The following is a 19,360-nucleotide window of genomic DNA, read 5'->3' on the forward strand; positions in this document are numbered from 1 at the left end:
TGCGTTTGCACACGCTTCCCGGCGCTGACCTGCGGGTTTCCCGAAACGGCGTTTACGGGAGCAACTACCTGCGACCAACCGCGACCGGCATGGAACCGAACCTGGCAGGGTCGCAGTCGTAAGGGGCATACGGACGGAAACGTCCGAGCCAACCAGACGAATGTAGGGGGTCACTCCCGATGGCCGGATACGGTGTTTCGCAGGAAGAGATGGCCAAGGCGGCTGTTGACGTCGACAACGTCAACCAGCAGAGCCAGGACTCGCTCAACAGCCTGTACAACGCCCTGACGCCGCTCCAGGACAACTGGAAGGGCGCCGCCTCGCAGGCGTTCGCGACGCTGCTGCAGCGCTACCAGGACGACGCCAGGAAGCTGCACGACGCCCTGCAGGGCATCTCGGAGCAGCTGAAGGAGTCCAACGCGGCGTACGCCCAGATGGAGGAGGAGGCGTCCTCCTCGCTCAGCAACATCAGCAACGTCCTCGGCGGCTGATCTCGGCCTCTGACGCCGACAGCACCCACATCAGGCTTCAACTCACAGGGAGAGAACTCGAATGGACCAGATCAGCGTCAACTTCGCCGAGGTGGCCAACGCCTCCCAGGCGATCAACAGCACCTCCGGCACCCTCGACGGTCTGCTGAGCGACCTCAAGAGCAGGCTCGCCCCGATCGGCGCCAGCTACACCGGCGCGGCCTCCGAGGCGTGGCAGCAGAAGCAGGCCGAGTGGGACCGGGCCTACGACGACCTGCGCCAGGTGCTGTCCTCCATCGGTGCGGCCGTCGGCCAGGCAGGCGAGAACTACGAGGCCACCGAGCGGGCGAACGCCAACCGCTGGGGCTGATCCCCACCCATCGTGACGAGCCCCGCGGGTTCCCGTGGGGCTCGACGCGTGTCCGGGGTCACTCGCCGGGGACTTGGGGGGACCCGTTTTGACCCTCGGCGATGCCACCCGGTATCTTCTTTCTTTGTTGTGCGGCGCGGGGCGTGATGCCCGACCGGTTACTGCGGGTCGGGTGGCGTTGCGCGCTCCTGGTCGGTTCGCCGACCAGGGGTGATGCCCGCACAGGTACCCATGACGCAAGTTGACAATGAGGTAGACCCGTGCCCACGTACACCCCGAAGCCCGGCGAGATCGACCGCGCTTGGCACGTTGTCGACGCCGAGGACGTGGTGCTTGGCAGGCTCGCCACGCACGTCGCGAACCTGCTGCGCGGCAAGCACAAGCCCACCTACGCCCCGCACGTCGACACCGGCGATTTCGTCGTGATCGTCAACGCCGAGAAGGTGGCCCTGACCGGGAACAAGCGCGACACCGCGTTCGTCTACCGGCACAGCGGCTACCCCGGCGGTCTGCGGAAGCGCTCCTTCGGCGAGATGCTCGACACCCGGCCGGAGCGGCTGCTGGAGAAGGTCGTCAAGGGCATGCTGCCCAAGAACAAGCTGGGTCGCGCCCAGGCCAAGAAGCTGAAGGTCTACGCGGGTCCGAACCACCCGCACGAGGCGCAGCAGCCCAAGCCGTTCGAGATTGCGAAGGTCGCCAAGTGAGTGAAGACGCCGTGACCCCCGAGGTCGAGGAGACCCCGGAGGCCGTTGAGGCCCCCGTCGCCGACGAGGCTCCCGCCGTCGACGCGGCCCCCGCCGATGAGGCGCAGGTCGCCGACGAGGCGCAGGCCGACTCGTTCGAGGCCATCGAGGCCGACGACGACGAGCCCGCCGCCCCGGCGCTGCCCCGGCTGACCGCCGAGAGCGCGCAGACCGTCGGCCGCCGCAAGGAGGCCGTCGTGCGGGTGCGCATCACCCCCGGCTCGGGCAAGTTCCTGCTCAACGGGCGCACCCTGGAGGAGTACTTCCCGAACAAGGTCCACCAGCAGCTCATCCGCGAGCCCCTGGTGACCGTCGAGAAGAACGAGTCCTTCGACATCCGCGCGAACCTGCGCGGCGGCGGCATCACCGGGCAGGCTGGCGCGCTGCGCCTGGCCATCGCCCGGGCCCTGATCGAGCTCGACAGCGAGGACCGGCCGCCGCTGAAGAAGGCGGGCTTCCTCACCCGGGACGCGCGGGTGAAGGAGCGCAAGAAGTACGGCCTCAAGAAGGCCCGCAAGGCGCCGCAGTACAGCAAGCGCTGACGCGACGACAGCACGCTACCGTTCGGGAGCAGCACGCACCGTGCTGCTCCCGTTCTGGTTTTCACCAACGGAGGTTTCCCAGTCCATGGCCCGCCTGTTCGGCACCGACGGGGTGCGCGGTCTCGCCAACGCCGACCTGACCCCCGAGCTGGCCCTGTCGGTCGCCGCGTCGGCGGCCCGCGTGCTGGCCGCGCACGACCGCTCGCACCGGCCGGTGGCCGTCGTCGGGCGCGACCCCCGGGCCAGCGGCGAGATGCTGCAGGCGGCGGTGTGCGCGGGGCTGGCCGCGGCGGGCGCGGACGTCATGCAGGTCGGGGTGCTGCCGACGCCGGGCGTCGCGCACCTGGTGGGCGAGCTGAACGCGGACCTGGGCGTGATGATCTCCGCGTCGCACAACCCGATGCCCGACAACGGCGTCAAGCTGTTCGCCGCGGGCGGGCACAAGCTGCCCGACGCCATCGAGGACGAGATCGAGGCGGGCATCGGGGTCACCGACGGCCGCCCGACCGGCGCGGGCGTCGGCCGGGTCTACGACATCCCCGACGCCGCCGACCGCTACGTCGAGCACCTGCTCAAGGCGACGCCGAACCGGCTGGACGGCCTGCGCGTCGTGGTCGACTGCGCCAACGGCGCGGCGTGGTCGGTCGCCCCGCGCGCCTACCGCGAGGCGGGCGCCGAGGTGATCGCCCTGCACGCGCTGCCCGACGGCGAGAACATCAACGACGGCTGCGGCTCCACCCACCTCGACGACCTGCGCGCCGCCGTCGTCGCCGAGGGCGCCGACCTGGGCATCGCCCACGACGGCGACGCCGACCGCTGCCTCGCCGTGGACGCCACCGGCGCGGTCGTCGACGGCGACCAGATCATGGCCGTGCTGGCGCTGGCCATGAAGGACGCAGGCGAGCTGGTGGACGACACCCTCGTCATCACCGTGATGAGCAACCTCGGCCTGCACCTGGCGATGCGCGAGGCCGGGGTGGCCGTGCGCACGACCGCCGTCGGCGACCGGTACGTGCTGGAGGAGCTGCGCGGGTCCGGCCTGGCGCTGGGCGGCGAGCAGTCCGGGCACGTGATCATCCCCGGGTTCGCCACCACCGGCGACGGCCTGCTGACCGCCATGCGGCTGATGGCGCGCGTCGCGGCGACCGGGCGGCCGCTGGCCGACCTCGCCAGCGTGATGACGAAGCTGCCGCAGGTGCTGATCAACGTCAAGGTGGCAGACAAGGCCGCGGTGGCGGTCTCGCCCCGGGTCAGCGCGGCCGTCGCCGAGGTGGAGGCCGAGCTGGGCGACACCGGGCGGGTGCTGCTGCGCCCGTCGGGCACCGAGCAGCTCGTCCGGGTCATGGTCGAGGCCTCGACCCAGGAGCTGGCCCAGGCCGCTGCCGACCGGCTCGCGGCCGTGGTCGCCGACGCTCGCTAAAGCCCCGTCCGCCGGGCCGCCCGGGGGTAGATTCTCTTCGCGTACGCGACGGCACCGCGGGGCGTGCCCCGGCGTCAGAGCGTCGAACGGGCAACGGGAACGCGCCGCCGGGGGGTCGCCACAAGCATGTACGGCACGAGAACGCAGGACGGGGTCATCCCCGCACGGGACATCCACGCCCGGTACGAGGACGTCACCGTCCGGCACGGCGCGCGGGTCGACGAGATCGGCGACGAGTTCGCCCAGCGGCTCGCCGCCGCCGACACCGAGGCCGCCGAGCGCGCCCGGCTGGCCGCCGAGGCGCAGGCCCAGGCGAAGCTCGCTGCCGAGCAGGCCGAGCAGGCGCCCGAGGCGAAGCCCACCTGGGAGCGCAGGCAGCGCCCGACGGTCCTGTCGTTCGGCGCCGAGGACGAGACCCCGGCCGCGGCGGCCCCGCAGCCGGTGGTCCCACCGCCGCCGCCCCCCGTCGCGCCGCCACCGGCCCCGGAGCCGCCGCGGCGGCCCGTCCGCAGTCGGGTGCACTCCTTCGGCCCGGTCGATGACGAGGACCTGTCGGCGCAGAGGTGGATGCGGTGATGGCGCGGGGTGAGCTGCGGGTGGACACCGAGGCGGTGTCCGCGACCGTCGCCCGGTTCGCCGAGGTCACCGATGCCCTGGCGGCGATGGTCCGCTACGGCCGCGGTGACGCCTTCGCCCCGGCGCGGCTCGGCCCGCTCGGGGACGCCGCGGGCCGGGCGTACGCCGACCGCGCCGACGCGCTGCTGACGTCGCTGGAGCGCGCGGTCGCCGCGGTCGACGGGATCGGCGAGGCGCTGACCGCAGCCGACCGCGCGGTGATCGACGCGGACGAGGACGCGGCGGCGATGATCACCAGGGCCGGTGAGCGGTGAGCGAGGTGAGCGCCGCCCTGGTCGAGCCCGCGGTGGACCCGTCGGACACCTCGACCGCGCTGGTCGACGACCTTGCCGGGGTCGCGGAGCGGATGCGCGAGGCCGGTGCGTTGTACGCGCGCTGGCGGGCCCACCCGGCCGCGGCGCGGCGGTGGCCGGACGAGCCGTGGGGCACCGACCAGGACGCCCGGGCGCTGGACGACCTGCGGGGCATCGACTTCGGCGTCATGGACGCCACCTTCGCCAGGATGACCGCGCTGGCGACCGCGGCGGAGGCCGTGGGGCCGCTGGTCGCGGCCGCCCGCGCGGGCCTGGAGGAGCGGTGGGACAACCGGGCCGACCAGGCCGCCGCGCTGCGCCTGTCCGACTTCGCCTCGGCGCTGGGCGCCTGGCGCGACAGCGCGGGCCAGCTGGGCGCGGCGATGGAGGGCGCGCGGCGCACGGTCGCGTCGGTGCTGCGGCGCTGGGCCGACGAGGTCCGGGGCGCGGACGCGCGGGTGAGCGATCCGTCCCTGCGGCACGCCCAGATCGACCTGGTCGACGCCGCGCTGGACGCAGGCCACACCCCGCAGTCCCTGCGGACCATGGGCATCCCGCTGGGCGGCGACCCGGTCGTGCCGAGCCACGAGGTGCTGGGCTGGCTGGACGACTTCGCCGCCCGGCACAGCGCGGAGCTGGTCCGGCTGCGCCGCGGCGCGCTGGCCGCCCGCGACGCCGTCGAGCAGGTGTGGGGCGTCCTCGGGCAGGTGCTGGCCGAGGTCCCCGCCGACCCGTTCGCCGTGTTCGCCCCGCCCGAGCCCGCGCCGGACGAGACCAGGGTGACCATCCGCGACGGCGAGCACTCGATGGTGCTGACCGGTCCCGACGAGCACGGCCGCTACGAGCTGGCCCTGCCCGGCGGCACCCGGTCCCTGGACTTCTCGAACGGCCCGGTCCGCTTCACCGACGGCGACACCGCCGTCACCGCGACCCTGGTCGGCGATGGCAAGGTCGCGATCACCCTGGACGACGGCGACGGTCCGCCGGTGACCTACACGGTGGACGCCTCCGGCGACGAACAGCCCGAGCCGGTGCCCGCCGAGACGCCGGTGAAGCCCTCCGGCGACGACGCGGGCGCGGGCGGGCCGGGCGGCGGGGCCGGTGGCCCCGGCGGACCCGGCGGCGGCTCCGCGGCGATCGGCGGGGGCGGCGCGGCGGGCGCGGACGCCGGTGCGCCGACCCCGGTGGCCGAGGGCCCCTCGACCGGGGCCGAGGCGCCCGCTGGCGACCAGCACCGCGCTGCCGCCCCGGCGGCGGCCGCGGCGGGCGGCGCGTCCGGCGGGTCCGGCGGCGGCATGGGCGGCGGCATGCCGATGGGCGGCGGGATGGGCGCGGGCGCAGGCCAGGGCCAGGGCGGCGACAACGAGCGCAAGCAGAGCGCGTGGCGCATCGCGGGCAACATCTTCGACGACAAGGACCCGGCCTCGGGCTTCGACGGGATCATCGGCATCGATCCCGGCCGCAAGCAGGCCTGACCGTCCCTTCGCGTCCGCAACGAGGTGGGAACCGGCGGAATCCCGACGGCATCCCACTCGCTGCAAGCAGGTGTGATCAGCCGTTCGGACCGTCCGGGTCGGAACAGGCGAGTAGTCTGCGCAGCACGGGCCGGGTGACCGGGAGGGGAGAGCGGTGAGCGGTTTCGAGTACGACGCCGACGCGGTGCGGGGGTTCGCCGCGGTGTTCGCCGAGGCGCAGTCGCAGGTGTCGATGATCCAGTCGGACCTGGCGCAGAGCACGGCGAAGGCCGTCGACTTCGGCAAGCCGTGGGCGGGTCTGCAGGGCGCGGAGTTCGAGCAGTACTGGCAGGCCATCGCCAACGACCTGAAGAACCTGGCCACCCACCTCGGGGCGATCAGCGCCAGCCTCAACCAGGGCACCGACCTCGTCGTGGAGTCCGACACCTCCGGCTACAGCAACCTCAAGTCCATTGAGGACCGCATGGGGACCGGCACCGCCGACGGCGACGGCGCCGTCTACGTCTGAGCGCCGGGCGCGTTAGGGGGCAGAAGTGGAATTCGAGAAGCCGGACGCCTATCAGGCGTTGGTGAACAAGTCCGCGGCGGTCGGCACCCGCGGCGAGGCGTGGGACGAGATCGGCGACCCGATGGACTACGGCGTCGACCAGCTCCTCCCCGCCTACGACACCGCCCTTGAGCTCAATCTCAACCCGAAGCCGCCGGAGAAGCGGCAGGAGGTCAACGAGCTGCGCTGGGGGAAGATCAAGAAGGACGCGGTCCGGCTGGAGGGCCTCGCCGCGGCGATGGAGAACATCGCCCAGGTCGTCAAGAGCGGCAAGGACAAGCTCGCCCACGACTGGAAGGGCGAGTCGTTCGAGGCGTTCAAGACCGCCGTCGACCGGGTCGAGAAGACCCTCAACGACTTCGCGGGCGCGTGCAAGACGACCGCGGGCGGGCTCACCTCCGCGATGGACAGCGCCCAGCAGCTCTACTCGACCTACTCGGACAACTGCGTCAGCATCTTCGACTTCAGCTGCTTCACCAAGCCGGAGGACTGGAAGAAGGTCCAGCAGAGCGACCTCGACGCCTTCGCCGAGTCGTGCGGCGAGTGGCACCTGAGCGTCAACTGCGACAAGGACGACGACGACGCGGGCGCGATGCTCGGCAAGTTCGCCACCAAGGGCTGGTTGGAGTGGTTCGACTCCAACGACTGCGACGAGAGCGGCGACAAGGTCCGCGGCATGGCCTCCGACGTGGCGACCAAGTCCGAGGAGGAGCGGCAGTCGATCCGGGAAAAGATCCACGGCTTCTACACCGCGACCGACGACCTCAAGGACCAGGTCACCGAGCTGCACGACGCCGCGCTGGAGAACCTGCGCATCATGGCGGAGCTGAAGGTCTTCGCCCTGATGAAGGTGCCGGGCGCGCCGTCGGGCGACGGCGGCGGCAACGACGGCGGCGGCAATGACGACGGCGGCAATGACGACGGCGGCGGTGGCGGCAACGGCGGCGGCTCCGGGAACGGCGGCGGCTCCGGCAGCGGCGGCGGTTCGGGCAGCGGTGGCGGCGGCCAGGCGCAGATGCCGACCCCGCCCACCCCGCCGCCCCTGCCCGAGCCCGACACGGGCTCGCTGGAGAAGGACGGCAAGCCCGACCCGAACAACCCCCTCGACCCCGACAACCCCGGCGCGACCGACCCGAACGGGCCAGGGGCCGACGGCTCGCCCGGCGGCAGCGGCGCGCCGGAGACGGTGAAGATCGAGGAGGACGGCCGGACCATCGAGGTCACCAGCCCGGACAGCCAGGGCCAGGTCAAGGTGACCGTGGACGACGGCTCCGGCGAGCCCAAGACCTACACGGTCGACTTCGGCGCGGGCGGCCCGCAGCTGCCCGGCGGCGTCACCACCCTGCCCGCGCCCGCCCCGGGCTTCGGCCCGGACGGCTCGGGCGCAGGCGGCGGCGTGCCCGGCGCGGAGGGCGAGATGATCCAGCCGGGCGAGGACGGCAAGGCGGTGATCTCCGACCCGCCGATGACCATCACCGCGGAGCGGCCCGGTGGCGGCGACACCGTCGTGGTCACCGTCGACGACGGCAGCGGCGGCGAGCCGACCACCTACACCCTCGACTACTCCGACCCGGCCCAGTCGGCCACGCCGACCCCGGACGGGCCGGGCGACATCCAGGCCATGCCCGCTCCGTACGGGCCGGGCGACGTGCAGGCCATGCCCGCGCCCGCTCCGAGCGGCTTCACCGAGCCCTCGGGCGCGTGGGCCGAGCCCGCCGTGTGGTCCGAGCCGGGCGCGCCGAGCGAGCCGGTGGGCTCGGCCGTCGGCGGCCCCGGCGAGCCCGTGGGGGCCTCCGCGGGCGGGTCCGCGGGGTCCTCGGGCGAGCCCGCTGGCGTCGTGGCGGGCAGCCACGGGGAGCCGGTCGCGGTCGCCGAGTACCAGGCCACCACGCCCTCCGGCGACGGCGGCGCGTGGGGCGCGGCGGGCAGCGCGTTCGGCGACCCGATGCCGCAGGCCGCGGAGAACGCGATGGCGCAGTCCGTCACCGCCACGAGCGAGGCGGCGCTGGGCGCGGTCAGCGGCAACCCCGGCGGCGGCGACGGCAGCCAGGCAGGCGGTTCCGCGGGCATGGGCGCCATGGGCGGCGGCATGGGGGCCATGGGCGGTGCGGGCGGCGGTGGCCAGGGCGGCGACTCCGAGCGCCAGACCGGCCAGTGGCGCACCAGTGGCAACCTCTTCGACGACGACTTCGCCGATTCCCGCCTCGGCGGCTTCCTCGGCGACTTCCGCTGACCCAGGGGGCGGTCATGTACCTGATGGACCAGATGGACCCGTCGGCCACCCAGCGCCGCATCGACCAGGCCACCGAGGCCGGTCGCCGGGCGATGGACCGGGCCTTGGAGCGCTCGCAGGAGCTCGACAAGGCGGCGGCCGAGGCGAACAAGCGGCGCGAACAGCTCGTCCAGGAGGCCAAGGACGAGCACGAGCGCAAGGAAGCCGCCCGCATCGCCGCGCGCGAGGCGGCGGAGAAGAAGCCCCAGAACGCCTGGGGCGACCGTCCCCAGCGGCAGACCGTGCTGTCCTTCGGCGAGAGCGAGGAGGCGCCTGCCCCACGGCAGACCCCGCCGCCCCCGCCGCCGCGCCCGGTCCCCCCGCCGCAGCACGCGCCCCAGCCGTCCGCGGCGGCCCCCAACCGCTACCTGAGCTTCGGCGCGGAGGAGGAGGCCCAGCCCCCGCCCCCGCCGCAGCCCACCCGCCCCCCGGAGCCGCCGCGCCGCCCCGCCGCACCCCCGCGCAGGCAGGCCGAGGCCACCGACGACGAGGACGACGACTGGTCGGGCCGCAGCTGGATGCGCCGGTAGGCCGGGAGCCTGCTGGTCTCCGTCGAGGGGCGATGACGCCTGGACGGTCCCGGGTCCGCAGGTCCACTGCCTGCGACCCGGGCCCTGAGGCGGATTCACTGACCGCGGTGCAGCGGGCAGTGCCTCGGCGAAGCCAGATCCGGGCCCACGGCGCTCCGGCGTTCTAGGCGGCGGTGGGGAGGGTGCCCTTGATGGGCTCCTCCAGGAGCGCCGCGTAGTCCTTCACGCCCGCCAGGTGGTGCAGGAAGAACGCCGTCAGCAGGCCCCGCGCCAGTTTGCGGGCGGTGGAGTCGCCCTTGCCCTGGACGATGAGGTCGCTCCAGTGCCTGCCCTCGGTGAAGGCCATGTGGCTGGACTTGGGCAGCACGCACAGCCGGGACGGCCCGGCCCAGGTGCGGGCGATCAGCTCGGCGTGGGCGACCGGCGGGGCGACGATGTCGCGCCCGCCCGCCAGGTGCAGGGAGGGCATGGCGCAGGCGCGGGCCGCCTCGGAGGCGAACGGGCGGGTCTGGGACGCCGCCAGGGTGGCCACCGCGCGCACCCTGGGGTCCTCAGCGGCGGCCAGGACCGCGCAGCCCGCGCCGGTCGAGTGGCCCGCGAGGCCGAGCCTGGCCGGGTCGACGCTGATGTCGCCGTCGCCGAGCCGCACGCCGACGCACACGTCCAGCGCGGTGCGCAGGTCGGCGGCCAGCAGGCGGCTCGAGGCGAAGGGACCCGATTGGGTGGCGGGCGCCGCCGTCACGATGCCCCACGACGCCAGGTGCCGGAGCAGGCCGCGGTAGCGCTCGACCGGCTGGAGCCAGCCGTGGCCGAAGGCGATCGCGGGCAGGTTCAGGCCCGTGCGCGGGGTGAACACCGCGCCGGGCAGGCCGACGAGGGCGAGGTCGCCGCGCAGGACCTCGTACGGGCCCGGGCGGGACAGCTCGTCGAGCAGGCGTGCCATGCGGGAAGCCTATCCGGGGCCGCGCGGCGCACGTGGTTACCCTGGTCGCCGTGTGCGGAATCGTGGGTTACGTAGGACACCGGCAGGCGCTGGACGTCGTCCTCAACGGGCTGCGGCGGCTGGAGTACCGCGGGTACGACTCGGCGGGCGTGGCGGTGCTGACCGACGCGGGCCTCACCGTCGAGCGCAAGGCGGGCAGGCTGGCGAACCTGGAGGCGCGGCTGGCCGAGGTCGGCGTCGACAGCTTCGCGGGCACCGCGGGCATGGGCCACACCCGGTGGGCCACGCACGGCGCGCCGATCGACCGCAACTCCCACCCGCACCGCGACGCCACCGGGCGGGTCGCGGTCGTGCACAACGGCATCATCGAGAACTTCGCCGCGCTGCGGGCCGAGCTGGAGGCCGCGGGCGTCGAGCTGGCCAGCGACACCGACAGCGAGACCGCGGCGCATCTGATCGCCCGCGAGTACGGCGCGGCGAAGGAGCGCGGCGGCGGCCTCGCCGAGGCCGTGCGGACCGTGTGCCGCAGGCTGGAGGGCGCGTTCACCCTGGTCGTGTCGCACGCCGACGAGCCGGACCTGATCGTGGCGGCGCGCCGGTCGTCGCCGCTGGTGGTGGGCCTCGGCGACGGCGAGACGTTCGTCGCCTCCGACGTGGCGGCGTTCATCGAGCACACCCGCGAGGCCGTCGAGCTGGGCCAGGACCAGCTCGTGGAGATCACCCGCGACGGCTACCGGGTCACCGACTTCCACGGCGAGGACGCCCCGGTGAAGCCGTTCACCGTCGACTGGGACCTCTCCGCCGCCGAGAAGGGCGGCCACGAGTACTTCATGCTCAAGGAGATCGAGGAGCAGCCCGAGGCGCTGGCCAACACGCTGCGCGGGCACTTCGTCGACGGGCGGGTCGTGCTCGACGAGCAGCGGCTGTCCGACCAGGACCTGCGCGACGTCGACAAGGTCTTCGTCGTCGCCTGCGGCTCGGCCTACCACTCCGGGCTGGTGGCCAAGTACGCCATCGAGCACTGGACCCGGCTGCCCGTCGAGGTCGAGCTGGCCTCGGAGTTCCGCTACCGCGACCCCGTGCTGGACCGCGACACCCTGGTGGTGGCCGTGTCCCAGTCCGGCGAGACCGCGGACACGCTGGAGGCCGTGCGCCACGCGCGCGAGCAGAAGGCCCGCGTGCTGGCGGTGTGCAACACCAACGGCGCGCAGATCCCGCGCGAGTCCGACGCGGTGCTCTACACCCACGCCGGACCCGAGATCGGCGTCGCGTCCACCAAGGCGTTCCTCGCCCAGATCGCGGCGAACTACCTGGTCGGGCTGGCCCTGGCGCAGGCGAGGGGCACCAAGTACGCCGACGAGGTGGCCCGCGAGTTCCGCGAGCTGGAGGCCATGCCCAAGGCCGTGTCCCGGGTGCTGGAGACCGTCGAGCGGGTGCGCGCGCTCGGCCGCGAGCTGGCCGACTCCAAGGCGGTGCTGTTCCTCGGCCGCCACGTCGGATACCCGGTGGCGCTGGAGGGCGCGCTCAAGCTCAAGGAGCTGGCGTACATGCACGCCGAGGGCTTCGCCGCGGGCGAGCTCAAGCACGGCCCGATCGCGCTGATCGAGGAGGGCCTGCCGGTCGTCGTGGTGATGCCGTCGCCCAAGGGCCGCGCGGTGCTGCACGCCAAGCTGGTGTCCAACATCAGCGAGATCCAGGCCCGCGGCGCGCGCACGGTCGTCATCGCCGAGGAGGGCGACGAGACGGTGCGCCCGTTCGCCGACGAGCTGATCGAGGTGCCCGCGGTGCCGACGCTGCTGCAGCCGCTGGTGTCGACGGTGCCGCTGCAGGTGCTGGCCGCCGAGATCGCCCGCGCGCGGGGGTACGACGTGGACAAGCCCCGCAACCTCGCCAAGTCCGTCACGGTCGAGTAGTGCGCGGCGTCTGGGCCACCGGCCGGGTGCGCGAGGCCGAGCGGCTGGTGCTGGCCAGGACGGCCCCGGGCGCGCTCATGCGCCGCGCGGCCTACGGCGTCGCCCAGCACACGCTGCGGCTGCTGCGCCGGACGGGCGGGGTCGCCGGGCGCCACGTCGTGCTGCTGGTCGGCACCGGGGACAACGGCGGCGACGCGCTCTGGGCGGGCGCGTTCCTGCGCCGCCGGTCGGTCGGGGTGACGGCGGTGCTGCTCGACCCGTCCCGCGTGCACGCGGAGGGCCTGGCCGCGCTGCTGCGCGCGGGCGGGCGGATCGGGTCGGCCGTGGAGGCCGCGGATGTGGTCGTCGACGGGATCGTCGGGCTCTCGGCGCGCGGGCCGCTGCGGGCCCCGGCCGCCGAGCTGGTCTCCCGGGTGCGCGCGCCGATCGTGGCCGTGGACCTGCCCAGCGGCGTCGACCCGGACACCGGAGCGGTCGACGGTCCCGCGGTGACCGCCGAGGTGACGGTGACGTTCGGCGCGTACAAGCCCGCGCACTTCCTGGCCGCGGAGCGCTGCGGCGATGTGCGCCTGGTGGACCTCGGGCTCGCACTGTCCGATCCGGACTTCTCCGTGCTCGACCCGGTCGACGTGGCGCGGACCTGGCGCGTGCCGGGCCCGACCGACGACAAGTACACCCAGGGCGTCGTGGGCGTGGCCGCCGGGTCGGCCACCTACCCGGGCGCCGCGGTGCTGGCCGTCGGCGCGGCCGTCGCCGCCACGTCCGGGCTGACCCGGTACGCGGGCTCGGCGGCCGACGAGGTGCGGGCGCGCTGGCCGGAGGTCGTGGCCACCGGGACGGTCGGCGACGCCGGGCGGGTGCAGGCGTGGGTCGTCGGGCCCGGCCTCGGCACCGGGTCGGCCTCGCGGGCGGTGCTGCGCGACGTCCTCGCCGACGGCGTGGCCACCTGCGTGGACGCCGACGGGATCACGCTGCTGGGCGCGCACCCGGACCTGTGGGACGCCCGCGACCCGGACGCCCCGGTCGTGCTGACCCCGCACGACCGCGAGTTCGCCCGGATCGCCGAGCCGCTGGGGATCACGCTCGGAACGGACCGGGTGCAGGCCGCGCAAGCGCTTGCGTCCCGGTTGAACGTCACGGTCCTGCTCAAGGGCCACGCCACGGTGATCGCCGGGCCGGACGGCCGCACCCTGGTCAACCCGGCGCGCTCGCACTGGCTGGCCACCGCGGGGACGGGCGACATCCTGTCCGGCCTGGTCGGCGCGCTGCTGGCGAGCGGGGCCGACCCGGTCGCGGCGGCGGGCGCGGCGGCGTGGCTGCACGTGCGCGCGGCGGAGCTGGCCGCGCGCGGGGCGCCGGTGTCGGCCTCGCCGATCCTGGCCGCGGTGCCGGACGCGGTGCGGGAGGTGGTGTCGGGTGGCTAGCCCCCGGGCCGAGGTGCTCGTGCACCTCGACCACATCGAGGCGAACGTCGCGCTGCTCGCCGAGCGGGCCGGGCCCGCGGCGACGATGGCCGTGGTGAAGGCCGACGGGTACGGCCACGGCGCGGTCCCGGTGGCGCGGGCGGCGCTGCGCGGCGGGGCGAGCTGGCTGGGCACGGTGTCGCTGGCCGAGGCGCTTGCGCTGCGCGACGCGGGCATCGACGCGCCGATCCTGTGCTGGCTGGACCCGGTCGGCACCGACTACCGGCCCGCGGTGGCCGAGGGCATCGACGTCGCGGTGTCCAGTGTGGAGCAACTGCGCGCGGTGTCCGGCGCGCGGGTGCACCTGAAGATCGACACCGGGCTGACCCGGGGCGGGTGCCCGCCCGGGCTGTGGCCGGAACTCGTGCGCGCGGCGGCGGCGTCGGACAGCGAGGTCTACGCGGTCTGGTCGCACCTGGCGTGCGCGGACGACCCCGGCCACCCGTCGATCGACGCGCAGGCGCGGCGGTTCGCCGAGGCCTACGAGGTGGCGCTGGCCGCAGGGCTGCGCCCGCGCAGGCACCTGGCGAACTCCGCGGCGACGCTCACCCGGCCGGACCTGTGCTTCGACATGGTGCGCGTCGGGATCGCGATGTACGGGCTGAACCCCGTGCCTGGCGGCGAGAAGTTGGCGCCCGCCATGACGTTCCGCTCGTCGGTGGTGTCGGTGAAGGACATCGCCGCTGGCGAGTCCGTCTCCTATGGACACCTGTGGACCGCCGAGCGGGACACCCGGCTGGCGCTGGTGCCCGTCGGGTACGCCGACGGCGTTCCCCGGCTGCTGACCGGGCGGATGTCGGTGCTGGTCAACGACGTCCTGTGCCCGGTGCGCGGCCGGATATGCATGGACCAGTTCGTGGTCGAGTGCGACGCGCGCCCGGGCGACGAGGTGGTGCTGTTCGGACCCGGGACCCGGGGCGAGCCGACCGCGACGGACTGGGCGGAGGCGATCGGGACCATCGACTACGAGATCGTCACCGGCATGAACCGCCCGCGCGTGACGCGCACCTACCTGGGGGAGCGGTGAGGGTCGGCCGCGCGGTCGCGGCGGTGGGCGGCGCGGTGGGCCTGGCGGCGGCCGCGGCGGCGCTGACCATGCGGCGCAAGGCCGACGACCCGTACGCCGACGAGCCCTTCGGCGAACTGCCTGCCGACCGGGTGAGCACCATCGCCGCGGACGACGGGGTCGCGCTGTCGGTCGAGGAGATCGACCCGGCCGACGGCGGCGCTCCCGACCTGACCGCGATCCTGGTGCACGGCTTCGCGTTGAGCAGGCTGTGCTGGCACTTCCAGCGGCGGGACCTGGCGCGGCTGACCGGGCCCCGGGTGGCGCAGATCCTCTACGACCACCGCAGCCACGGCCGCTCCCAGCGCACCGACGCGGCGGGGAGCACGATCGAGCAGTTGGCGCGGGACCTGGAGGCCGTCATCCGGGTGGCCGCGCCCGACGGGCCGCTGGTCCTCATCGGACACTCGATGGGCGGCATGGTCGTCATCGCGCTGGCTGAGCTGTTCCCCGAGCTGTTCGCCGCCCGGGTGCGCGGGGTCGCGCTGATCGGGACGTCGGCGGGCGAGGTCGGCAAGCAGGGGCTGCCGCGGCCGCTGCTGTCGAAGTACAACCCGCTGACGCGCCTGCTGGGCCGCTTCGCCGACTGGCAGCCGGGCCTGGTCGAGCTGATCCGCGCCGCGGGCGGCCAGCTGACCCGCGCGGGCGTGCGCACGATCGGGTTCGGCTCGCGCGAGGTCAGCCCCCGGCTGGTCGACTTCATGGTGGCGATGCTCGACGTGACGCCGGTCCGGGTGCTCGCCGACTTCGTCGACACCCTGGGCAGCCACAACCGCTACGCGGCGCTGGCCGGTCTGCGCGAGTGCCGGGTGCTGGTGCTCGGCGGCGACGAGGACTGGATGACCCCGTGGTCGCACGCCGAGCGCATCGCCGAGGAACTGCCCCACTCGACCCTGGTCCGCGTGCGCGGCGCGGGCCACCTCGTCATGCTGGAGCGGCCCGATGTGGTCACCGGCCACCTCGCGGTCCTGCTGCGGGACTGCGCGGGTATCCCGTCATCGGAGTGAACATGGAGAGCGGCGTGGTTGAGCTGCGTACCCCGGAGGACACGCTGGACTTCGGCAGGCGCCTGGGCGCCCTGCTGACGGCGGGCGACCTCGTCCTGCTCGCGGGCCCCCTCGGCGCGGGCAAGACGGTGTTGGCCAAGGGCATCGCCGACGGCCTCGGCGTGCGCGGGCGGGTGAGCAGCCCGACGTTCATCATCGCCCGCGAACACCCCGCGGGCGAGCGCGGCGTCCCCATGGTCCACGTCGACGCCTACCGCCTCGGCGGCGACCTCGCCCAACTCGACGACCTCGACCTCGACACCGAACTCGTCGACGCCGCCGTCATCGTGGAGTGGGGCGAGGGCGCGGCCGAGCGGCTGTCGGCCGACCACCTGCTGATCCGCATCGACCGCAGGCCGGACGACACCCGCGAACTCACCCTGGAGCCGTCGGGCTCGTGGGAGACCCGGCTGACGGCCCTGACCGCCAACCACGCCTAACCGCCCCACCCGACCCGCACGGCGGTTCGCCGACGCTGCCGCTGGCCCACGCCTGCCCGGCCAGCGGTCCCGCTGCTCGCCCGCCCACGCTCGCACGAGTCGACTCCGGCAGACGCCGCCCGCTGTCGGCGGCGATGCGCCGCGGGCAGGTGGTCGCGTTTGTGCCTGTCCATGACCGAACCGTTGGCAGGCGGTGGGCGGCGCTGCGGCGTGGGCCGGTGGTTCCGTTGCCGCTTGCCGGTGGCTGAATTGGGCTGGGGAGGCGGTCGGTGCTGCTGTCGGTCGCGGTGCTGTGGGACGGTGGCCCCGGTTGTCGCGTGCTGGTGACCGACCGGCTGCGCAGGCGGTCGGCGGCGATGCGGCGCGGGCTGGCGGTTCCGTTGCCGTTTCCGTGACCGGATCGGCGTGCCGCGCGGCCCGACCGGCCCACGGGTCGCCTGTCGGTGGTTATCCAGGCTCGGGCGGGTGGTCGGCCCGCTAGCGGGTCGCGATGCCGCGGACGACGCCCAGTTCCAGGAGGTCTGTCGGGCGGAGGCGCAGCTGTTCGGCGGTCTCCCGCACGGCGTCCGGTGATCGTTTGAGGATGGCGGTGCTCAGTTCTGGGGCGATGACCGAGAAGTAGGCGTCCGGGGTGATCCACATGCGGTCGGGGGCCGCCAGGGCCAGTGCGCCGCCGGAGCCGCCCTCGCCGATGACCAGGGTGGTCACCGGGACGCGGGCGGCGGCGATCGTGCTGAACAGGTCGGCGATGGCCGGGCCGACGCCCGCGCGCTCGGCAGCGGCGTCGTTCGCGGCGCCGGGGGTGTCCACCAGGGTCAGCACCGGCAGGCCGAGCCGCTCGGCGATCCGGATCAGCCGGACCGCCGTGCGGAAGCCCGCGGGGGTGGTGGCCGTGCCCGTCTGGGCGGCGTACGCGACCGAGCGCCTGCCGCGCAGGCCGATCCCGCACAGCATCCCGGGGTCGACCCCGCCGCAGCGGTCGCCGGAGATGGCGCGGCGCAGGTCGAAGTAGTCGTCCAGGTACGCGTCCGCGCGCGGGCGGCCGGGGGAACGCGCGCCCAGCACCGTCGACCACCCGTCGGCGGCCGGGACGCCCGCGCCCAGCGCGCGCGGGACGTCCGCGGGCTCCGGGCTGGACGCGCTCAGCAGCGTCAACCACTCCGCCACGACGGACGGCAGGTCCTCCAGCTCGCACACCTCGTCCACGTGCCCGCCCGCGAACTGCCCCTCCGCGGTGTACGCCGGGTCGTCGCGGTCGGCCGAGGGGCGCACGCGCGAGCCCGCGAAGCCCACCTGCGCCCCCGCCACGCCCACGACGATGTCCGCGCCCGCGCCCAGCGACGCCCACAGGCCGCCGGTCGTCGGGTCGCGCAGGACCGACAGCTGGGGGACGCCCGCCTCGTGCAGCAGGGTCGACTGCCGGGCGATGCGCTGGAGCTGGCGCAGCGACAGCATCCCCTCCTGCATGCGGCTGCCGCCGGTGGCGATCAGCGACACCAGCGGTGTCCGCGTCCGCCGCGCGTGGGCGAAGGCGTGCTCGATGCGGTCGCCGGTGCCGGTGCCGACCGAGCCGCCCAGGAAGCGGAAGTCGAAGGCGATGAGCACCGCGCGCGTGCCGCCGACCCGGCCGACCCCGCACACCACGGACTCGGTCTCGCCGCTGCGCTCGGCTGCCGCCCTGCGCTGGGCGTCGTAGCCCGCCCAGGCCAGCGGGCCGTCCGCGCCGCGGTCCACGGCGGGCACGGCGAACTCGTCGAAGTCGGTGGCGACCAGGTCGATGACCCACCGCGCGCCGGGGTCAGCCATGCAGCGCCCGCTTCGTGACCTTGCCCATCTCGTTGCGCGGCAGGGCGTCGAGGTACCGCACGACGCGGGGGCGCTTGTGCGGGGCCAGCAGCGCGGCGACGTGGTCGGCCAGCTCGGCGGCCGACGGCGGCTCCCCGTCGGGCACCACCCACGCCACGATCCGCTCGCCGAGGTCGTCGTCCGGCTCGCCGGTCACCGCGGCCTCGGCGACCCCGGGGTGCTCCAGCAGCGCGTTCTCGATCTCGCCTGCGCCGATCTTGTAGCCGCCGCTCTTGATCAGGTCCGTGGCCCGCCGCCCGACGATCCGGAACGCGCCGTCGGCCTCGCGCACGGCCATGTCGCCGGTGCGGAACCAGCCGTCGACGAACGCCGCGGCCGTCGCGTCGGGGCGGTTGAGGTAGCCGAGGAACAGGTTCGGCCCGCGCACCTCGATCTCGCCCATGCCGTCGACCACGTCGGCCAGCCGGACCTCGACGCCGGGCAGCGCGGGCCCGACGATCCCCGGCCGCCGCTCGCCGTCGGCGCGCACCCCGCAGTTCATCAGCGTCTCGGTCATCCCGTAGCGCTCCACCACCCGCTGGCCGGTGGCCTCGGTGATGCGCGCGTGGTCGGTCGCGGGCAGCGCCGCCGACCCGGACACCAGCAGCCGCGCCCGGCCCACCGCGGCGGCGAGGTCGGCGTCGGTCGCGCAGTCCAGGCCCAGCCGGTGGTACATCGTGGGCACGCCGAACATCACCGTCGCCCCGTCGCGGAACGCCTGGCCGACAGCGGCGCTGGTGAAGCGGCCCAGGTGCCACATCGTCCCGCCGCGGCGCAGCGTGCCCAGCACGCCCACGATCAGCCCGTGCACGTGGAACAGCGGCAGCGCGTGCACCACGACGTCCTCGGGAGTCCACGCCCAGATCTCGGCCAGCGCGTCGAGGTTCGACGCCACCGCCCGCCGGGGCAGCAGCACGCCCTTGGGCGGCCCGGTGGTGCCGGAGGTGTAGACGACGAACGCCACGGACTCCCCGTCCGGCTCCGGCAGCGGCTCCCCGGACACCCGGGCCGCGACGTCCACCGCGTGGCGCGGCAGGTCGATCCCCGGGTCGTCGGCGGGGGCGTGCAGCAGCAGCTCCGGGGCGCTGTCGGCCAGGATGTGGGCCAGCTCCCGGGCGCCGACCTTGGGGTTCAGCGGAACGACCGCCACCCCAGCGGCCAAGCACCCGACCACAGCCAGCACCGTCTCCGGCGACGGGGTCGCCCACACCGCGACCCGCGAGCATCCGCGCACCTTCTCGGCGACGGCCCCGGCGGCCGAGGCCACCTCGCCGTGCGTCAGCGTCAGCCCGGGGAACCGGACGGCGACCCGCTCCGGGGCACTCTGCGGCAGCAGCACGAGGCCA

General features: G+C 74.6%; 20 protein-coding genes. 17 read left to right on the forward strand and 3 right to left on the reverse strand.

Going from position 1 to position 19,360, the window contains the following annotated elements:
* The first annotated feature begins 179 nt into the window (after positions 1-179).
* From IEY98_RS07775 to IEY98_RS33040, 11 genes are all read left to right on the forward strand, one after another.
* Positions 180-491: a WXG100 family type VII secretion target gene (locus tag IEY98_RS07775; RefSeq protein WP_258905053.1), complete on the forward strand. Its 312-nt coding sequence runs from the start codon at positions 180-182 to the stop codon at positions 489-491.
* A gap of 61 nt (positions 492-552) precedes the next feature.
* Positions 553-840 (forward strand): WXG100 family type VII secretion target, encoded by a 288-nt coding sequence (locus IEY98_RS07780; protein ID WP_189209531.1) that lies wholly within the window; start codon positions 553-555, stop codon positions 838-840.
* 260 nt (positions 841-1,100) lie between these two features.
* On the forward strand, positions 1,101-1,544 hold the full coding sequence (gene rplM / locus IEY98_RS07785; RefSeq protein ID WP_189209532.1) for a 50S ribosomal protein L13: 444 nt from the start codon (positions 1,101-1,103) through the stop codon (positions 1,542-1,544).
* 143 nt (positions 1,545-1,687) lie between these two features.
* Positions 1,688-2,125, forward strand: a complete 438-nt coding sequence (gene rpsI / locus IEY98_RS07790) for a 30S ribosomal protein S9 (RefSeq protein ID WP_189210129.1) — start codon at positions 1,688-1,690, stop codon at positions 2,123-2,125.
* Positions 2,126-2,210: 85 nt separating this feature from the next.
* Positions 2,211-3,545, forward strand: coding sequence for a phosphoglucosamine mutase (gene glmM, locus IEY98_RS07795; protein WP_189209533.1), 1,335 nt, complete (start codon positions 2,211-2,213; stop codon positions 3,543-3,545).
* A gap of 126 nt (positions 3,546-3,671) precedes the next feature.
* Positions 3,672-4,121 carry a hypothetical protein gene (locus IEY98_RS07800; RefSeq protein WP_189209534.1) on the forward strand — a complete coding sequence of 150 codons (450 nt, stop codon included), beginning with the start codon at positions 3,672-3,674 and terminating at the stop codon, positions 4,119-4,121.
* Positions 4,121-4,435, forward strand: coding sequence for a hypothetical protein (locus IEY98_RS07805; RefSeq protein ID WP_189209535.1), 315 nt, complete (start codon positions 4,121-4,123; stop codon positions 4,433-4,435). The genes IEY98_RS07800 and IEY98_RS07805 overlap by 1 nt, the downstream gene beginning before the upstream one ends.
* On the forward strand, positions 4,432-5,949 hold the full coding sequence (locus IEY98_RS07810) for a hypothetical protein (protein WP_189209536.1): 1,518 nt from the start codon (positions 4,432-4,434) through the stop codon (positions 5,947-5,949). Before IEY98_RS07805 ends, IEY98_RS07810 begins: the two co-directional genes overlap by 4 nt.
* A gap of 154 nt (positions 5,950-6,103) precedes the next feature.
* Positions 6,104-6,457: a WXG100 family type VII secretion target gene (locus tag IEY98_RS07815; protein ID WP_189209537.1), complete on the forward strand. Its 354-nt coding sequence runs from the start codon at positions 6,104-6,106 to the stop codon at positions 6,455-6,457.
* 25 nt (positions 6,458-6,482) lie between these two features.
* Positions 6,483-8,729 carry a WXG100 family type VII secretion target gene (locus IEY98_RS07820; protein WP_189209538.1) on the forward strand — a complete coding sequence of 749 codons (2,247 nt, stop codon included), beginning with the start codon at positions 6,483-6,485 and terminating at the stop codon, positions 8,727-8,729.
* A gap of 14 nt (positions 8,730-8,743) precedes the next feature.
* The gene (locus IEY98_RS33040) at positions 8,744-9,298 is read left to right on the forward strand and encodes a hypothetical protein (protein WP_189209539.1); all 555 of its coding nucleotides are present in this window, start codon (positions 8,744-8,746) and stop codon (positions 9,296-9,298) included.
* A gap of 163 nt (positions 9,299-9,461) precedes the next feature.
* On the opposite strand, the gene IEY98_RS07830 is transcribed toward IEY98_RS33040, so the two are convergent.
* Entirely contained in the window at positions 9,462-10,241 is a 780-nt protein-coding gene (locus IEY98_RS07830) for a dienelactone hydrolase family protein (RefSeq protein WP_189209540.1), read from the reverse strand.
* A gap of 50 nt (positions 10,242-10,291) precedes the next feature.
* Between IEY98_RS07830 and glmS the strand changes: the two genes are divergently transcribed.
* The 6 genes from glmS (at position 10,292) to IEY98_RS33045 (ending at position 16,564) form a co-directional block, all read left to right on the forward strand.
* Positions 10,292-12,154: a glutamine--fructose-6-phosphate transaminase (isomerizing) gene (gene glmS / locus IEY98_RS07835; protein ID WP_189209541.1), complete on the forward strand. Its 1,863-nt coding sequence runs from the start codon at positions 10,292-10,294 to the stop codon at positions 12,152-12,154.
* A complete protein-coding gene (locus tag IEY98_RS07840) occupies positions 12,154-13,578 on the forward strand; it encodes an NAD(P)H-hydrate dehydratase (protein WP_189209542.1) in 1,425 nt (474 codons plus the stop codon). The genes glmS and IEY98_RS07840 overlap by 1 nt, the downstream gene beginning before the upstream one ends.
* Positions 13,571-14,644 (forward strand): alanine racemase, encoded by a 1,074-nt coding sequence (gene alr, locus IEY98_RS07845; protein ID WP_189209543.1) that lies wholly within the window; start codon positions 13,571-13,573, stop codon positions 14,642-14,644. Before IEY98_RS07840 ends, alr begins: the two co-directional genes overlap by 8 nt.
* 68 nt (positions 14,645-14,712) lie before the next feature.
* A complete protein-coding gene (locus tag IEY98_RS07850; RefSeq protein ID WP_229786769.1) occupies positions 14,713-15,690 on the forward strand; it encodes an alpha/beta fold hydrolase in 978 nt (325 codons plus the stop codon).
* 14 nt (positions 15,691-15,704) lie between these two features.
* Positions 15,705-16,169 (forward strand): tRNA (adenosine(37)-N6)-threonylcarbamoyltransferase complex ATPase subunit type 1 TsaE, encoded by a 465-nt coding sequence (gene tsaE / locus IEY98_RS07855; protein WP_229786663.1) that lies wholly within the window; start codon positions 15,705-15,707, stop codon positions 16,167-16,169.
* A 269-nt stretch (positions 16,170-16,438) separates the two neighbouring features.
* Positions 16,439-16,564, forward strand: a complete 126-nt coding sequence (locus IEY98_RS33045) for a hypothetical protein (protein ID WP_268244561.1) — start codon at positions 16,439-16,441, stop codon at positions 16,562-16,564.
* 82 nt (positions 16,565-16,646) lie between these two features.
* Here the strand turns inward: IEY98_RS33045 and IEY98_RS07860 are convergent, their stop codons facing one another.
* A complete protein-coding gene (locus IEY98_RS07860) occupies positions 16,647-17,975 on the reverse strand; it encodes a carboxyl transferase domain-containing protein (RefSeq protein WP_189209545.1) in 1,329 nt (442 codons plus the stop codon).
* Entirely contained in the window at positions 17,968-19,353 is a 1,386-nt protein-coding gene (locus IEY98_RS07865) for an acyl-CoA synthetase (RefSeq protein WP_189209546.1), read from the reverse strand. The genes IEY98_RS07860 and IEY98_RS07865 overlap by 8 nt, the downstream gene beginning before the upstream one ends.
* Positions 19,354-19,360: the final 7 nt, after the last annotated feature.

This window comes from Actinokineospora fastidiosa (assembly GCF_014648415.1).
Classification (GTDB): domain Bacteria; phylum Actinomycetota; class Actinomycetes; order Mycobacteriales; family Pseudonocardiaceae; genus Actinokineospora; species Actinokineospora fastidiosa.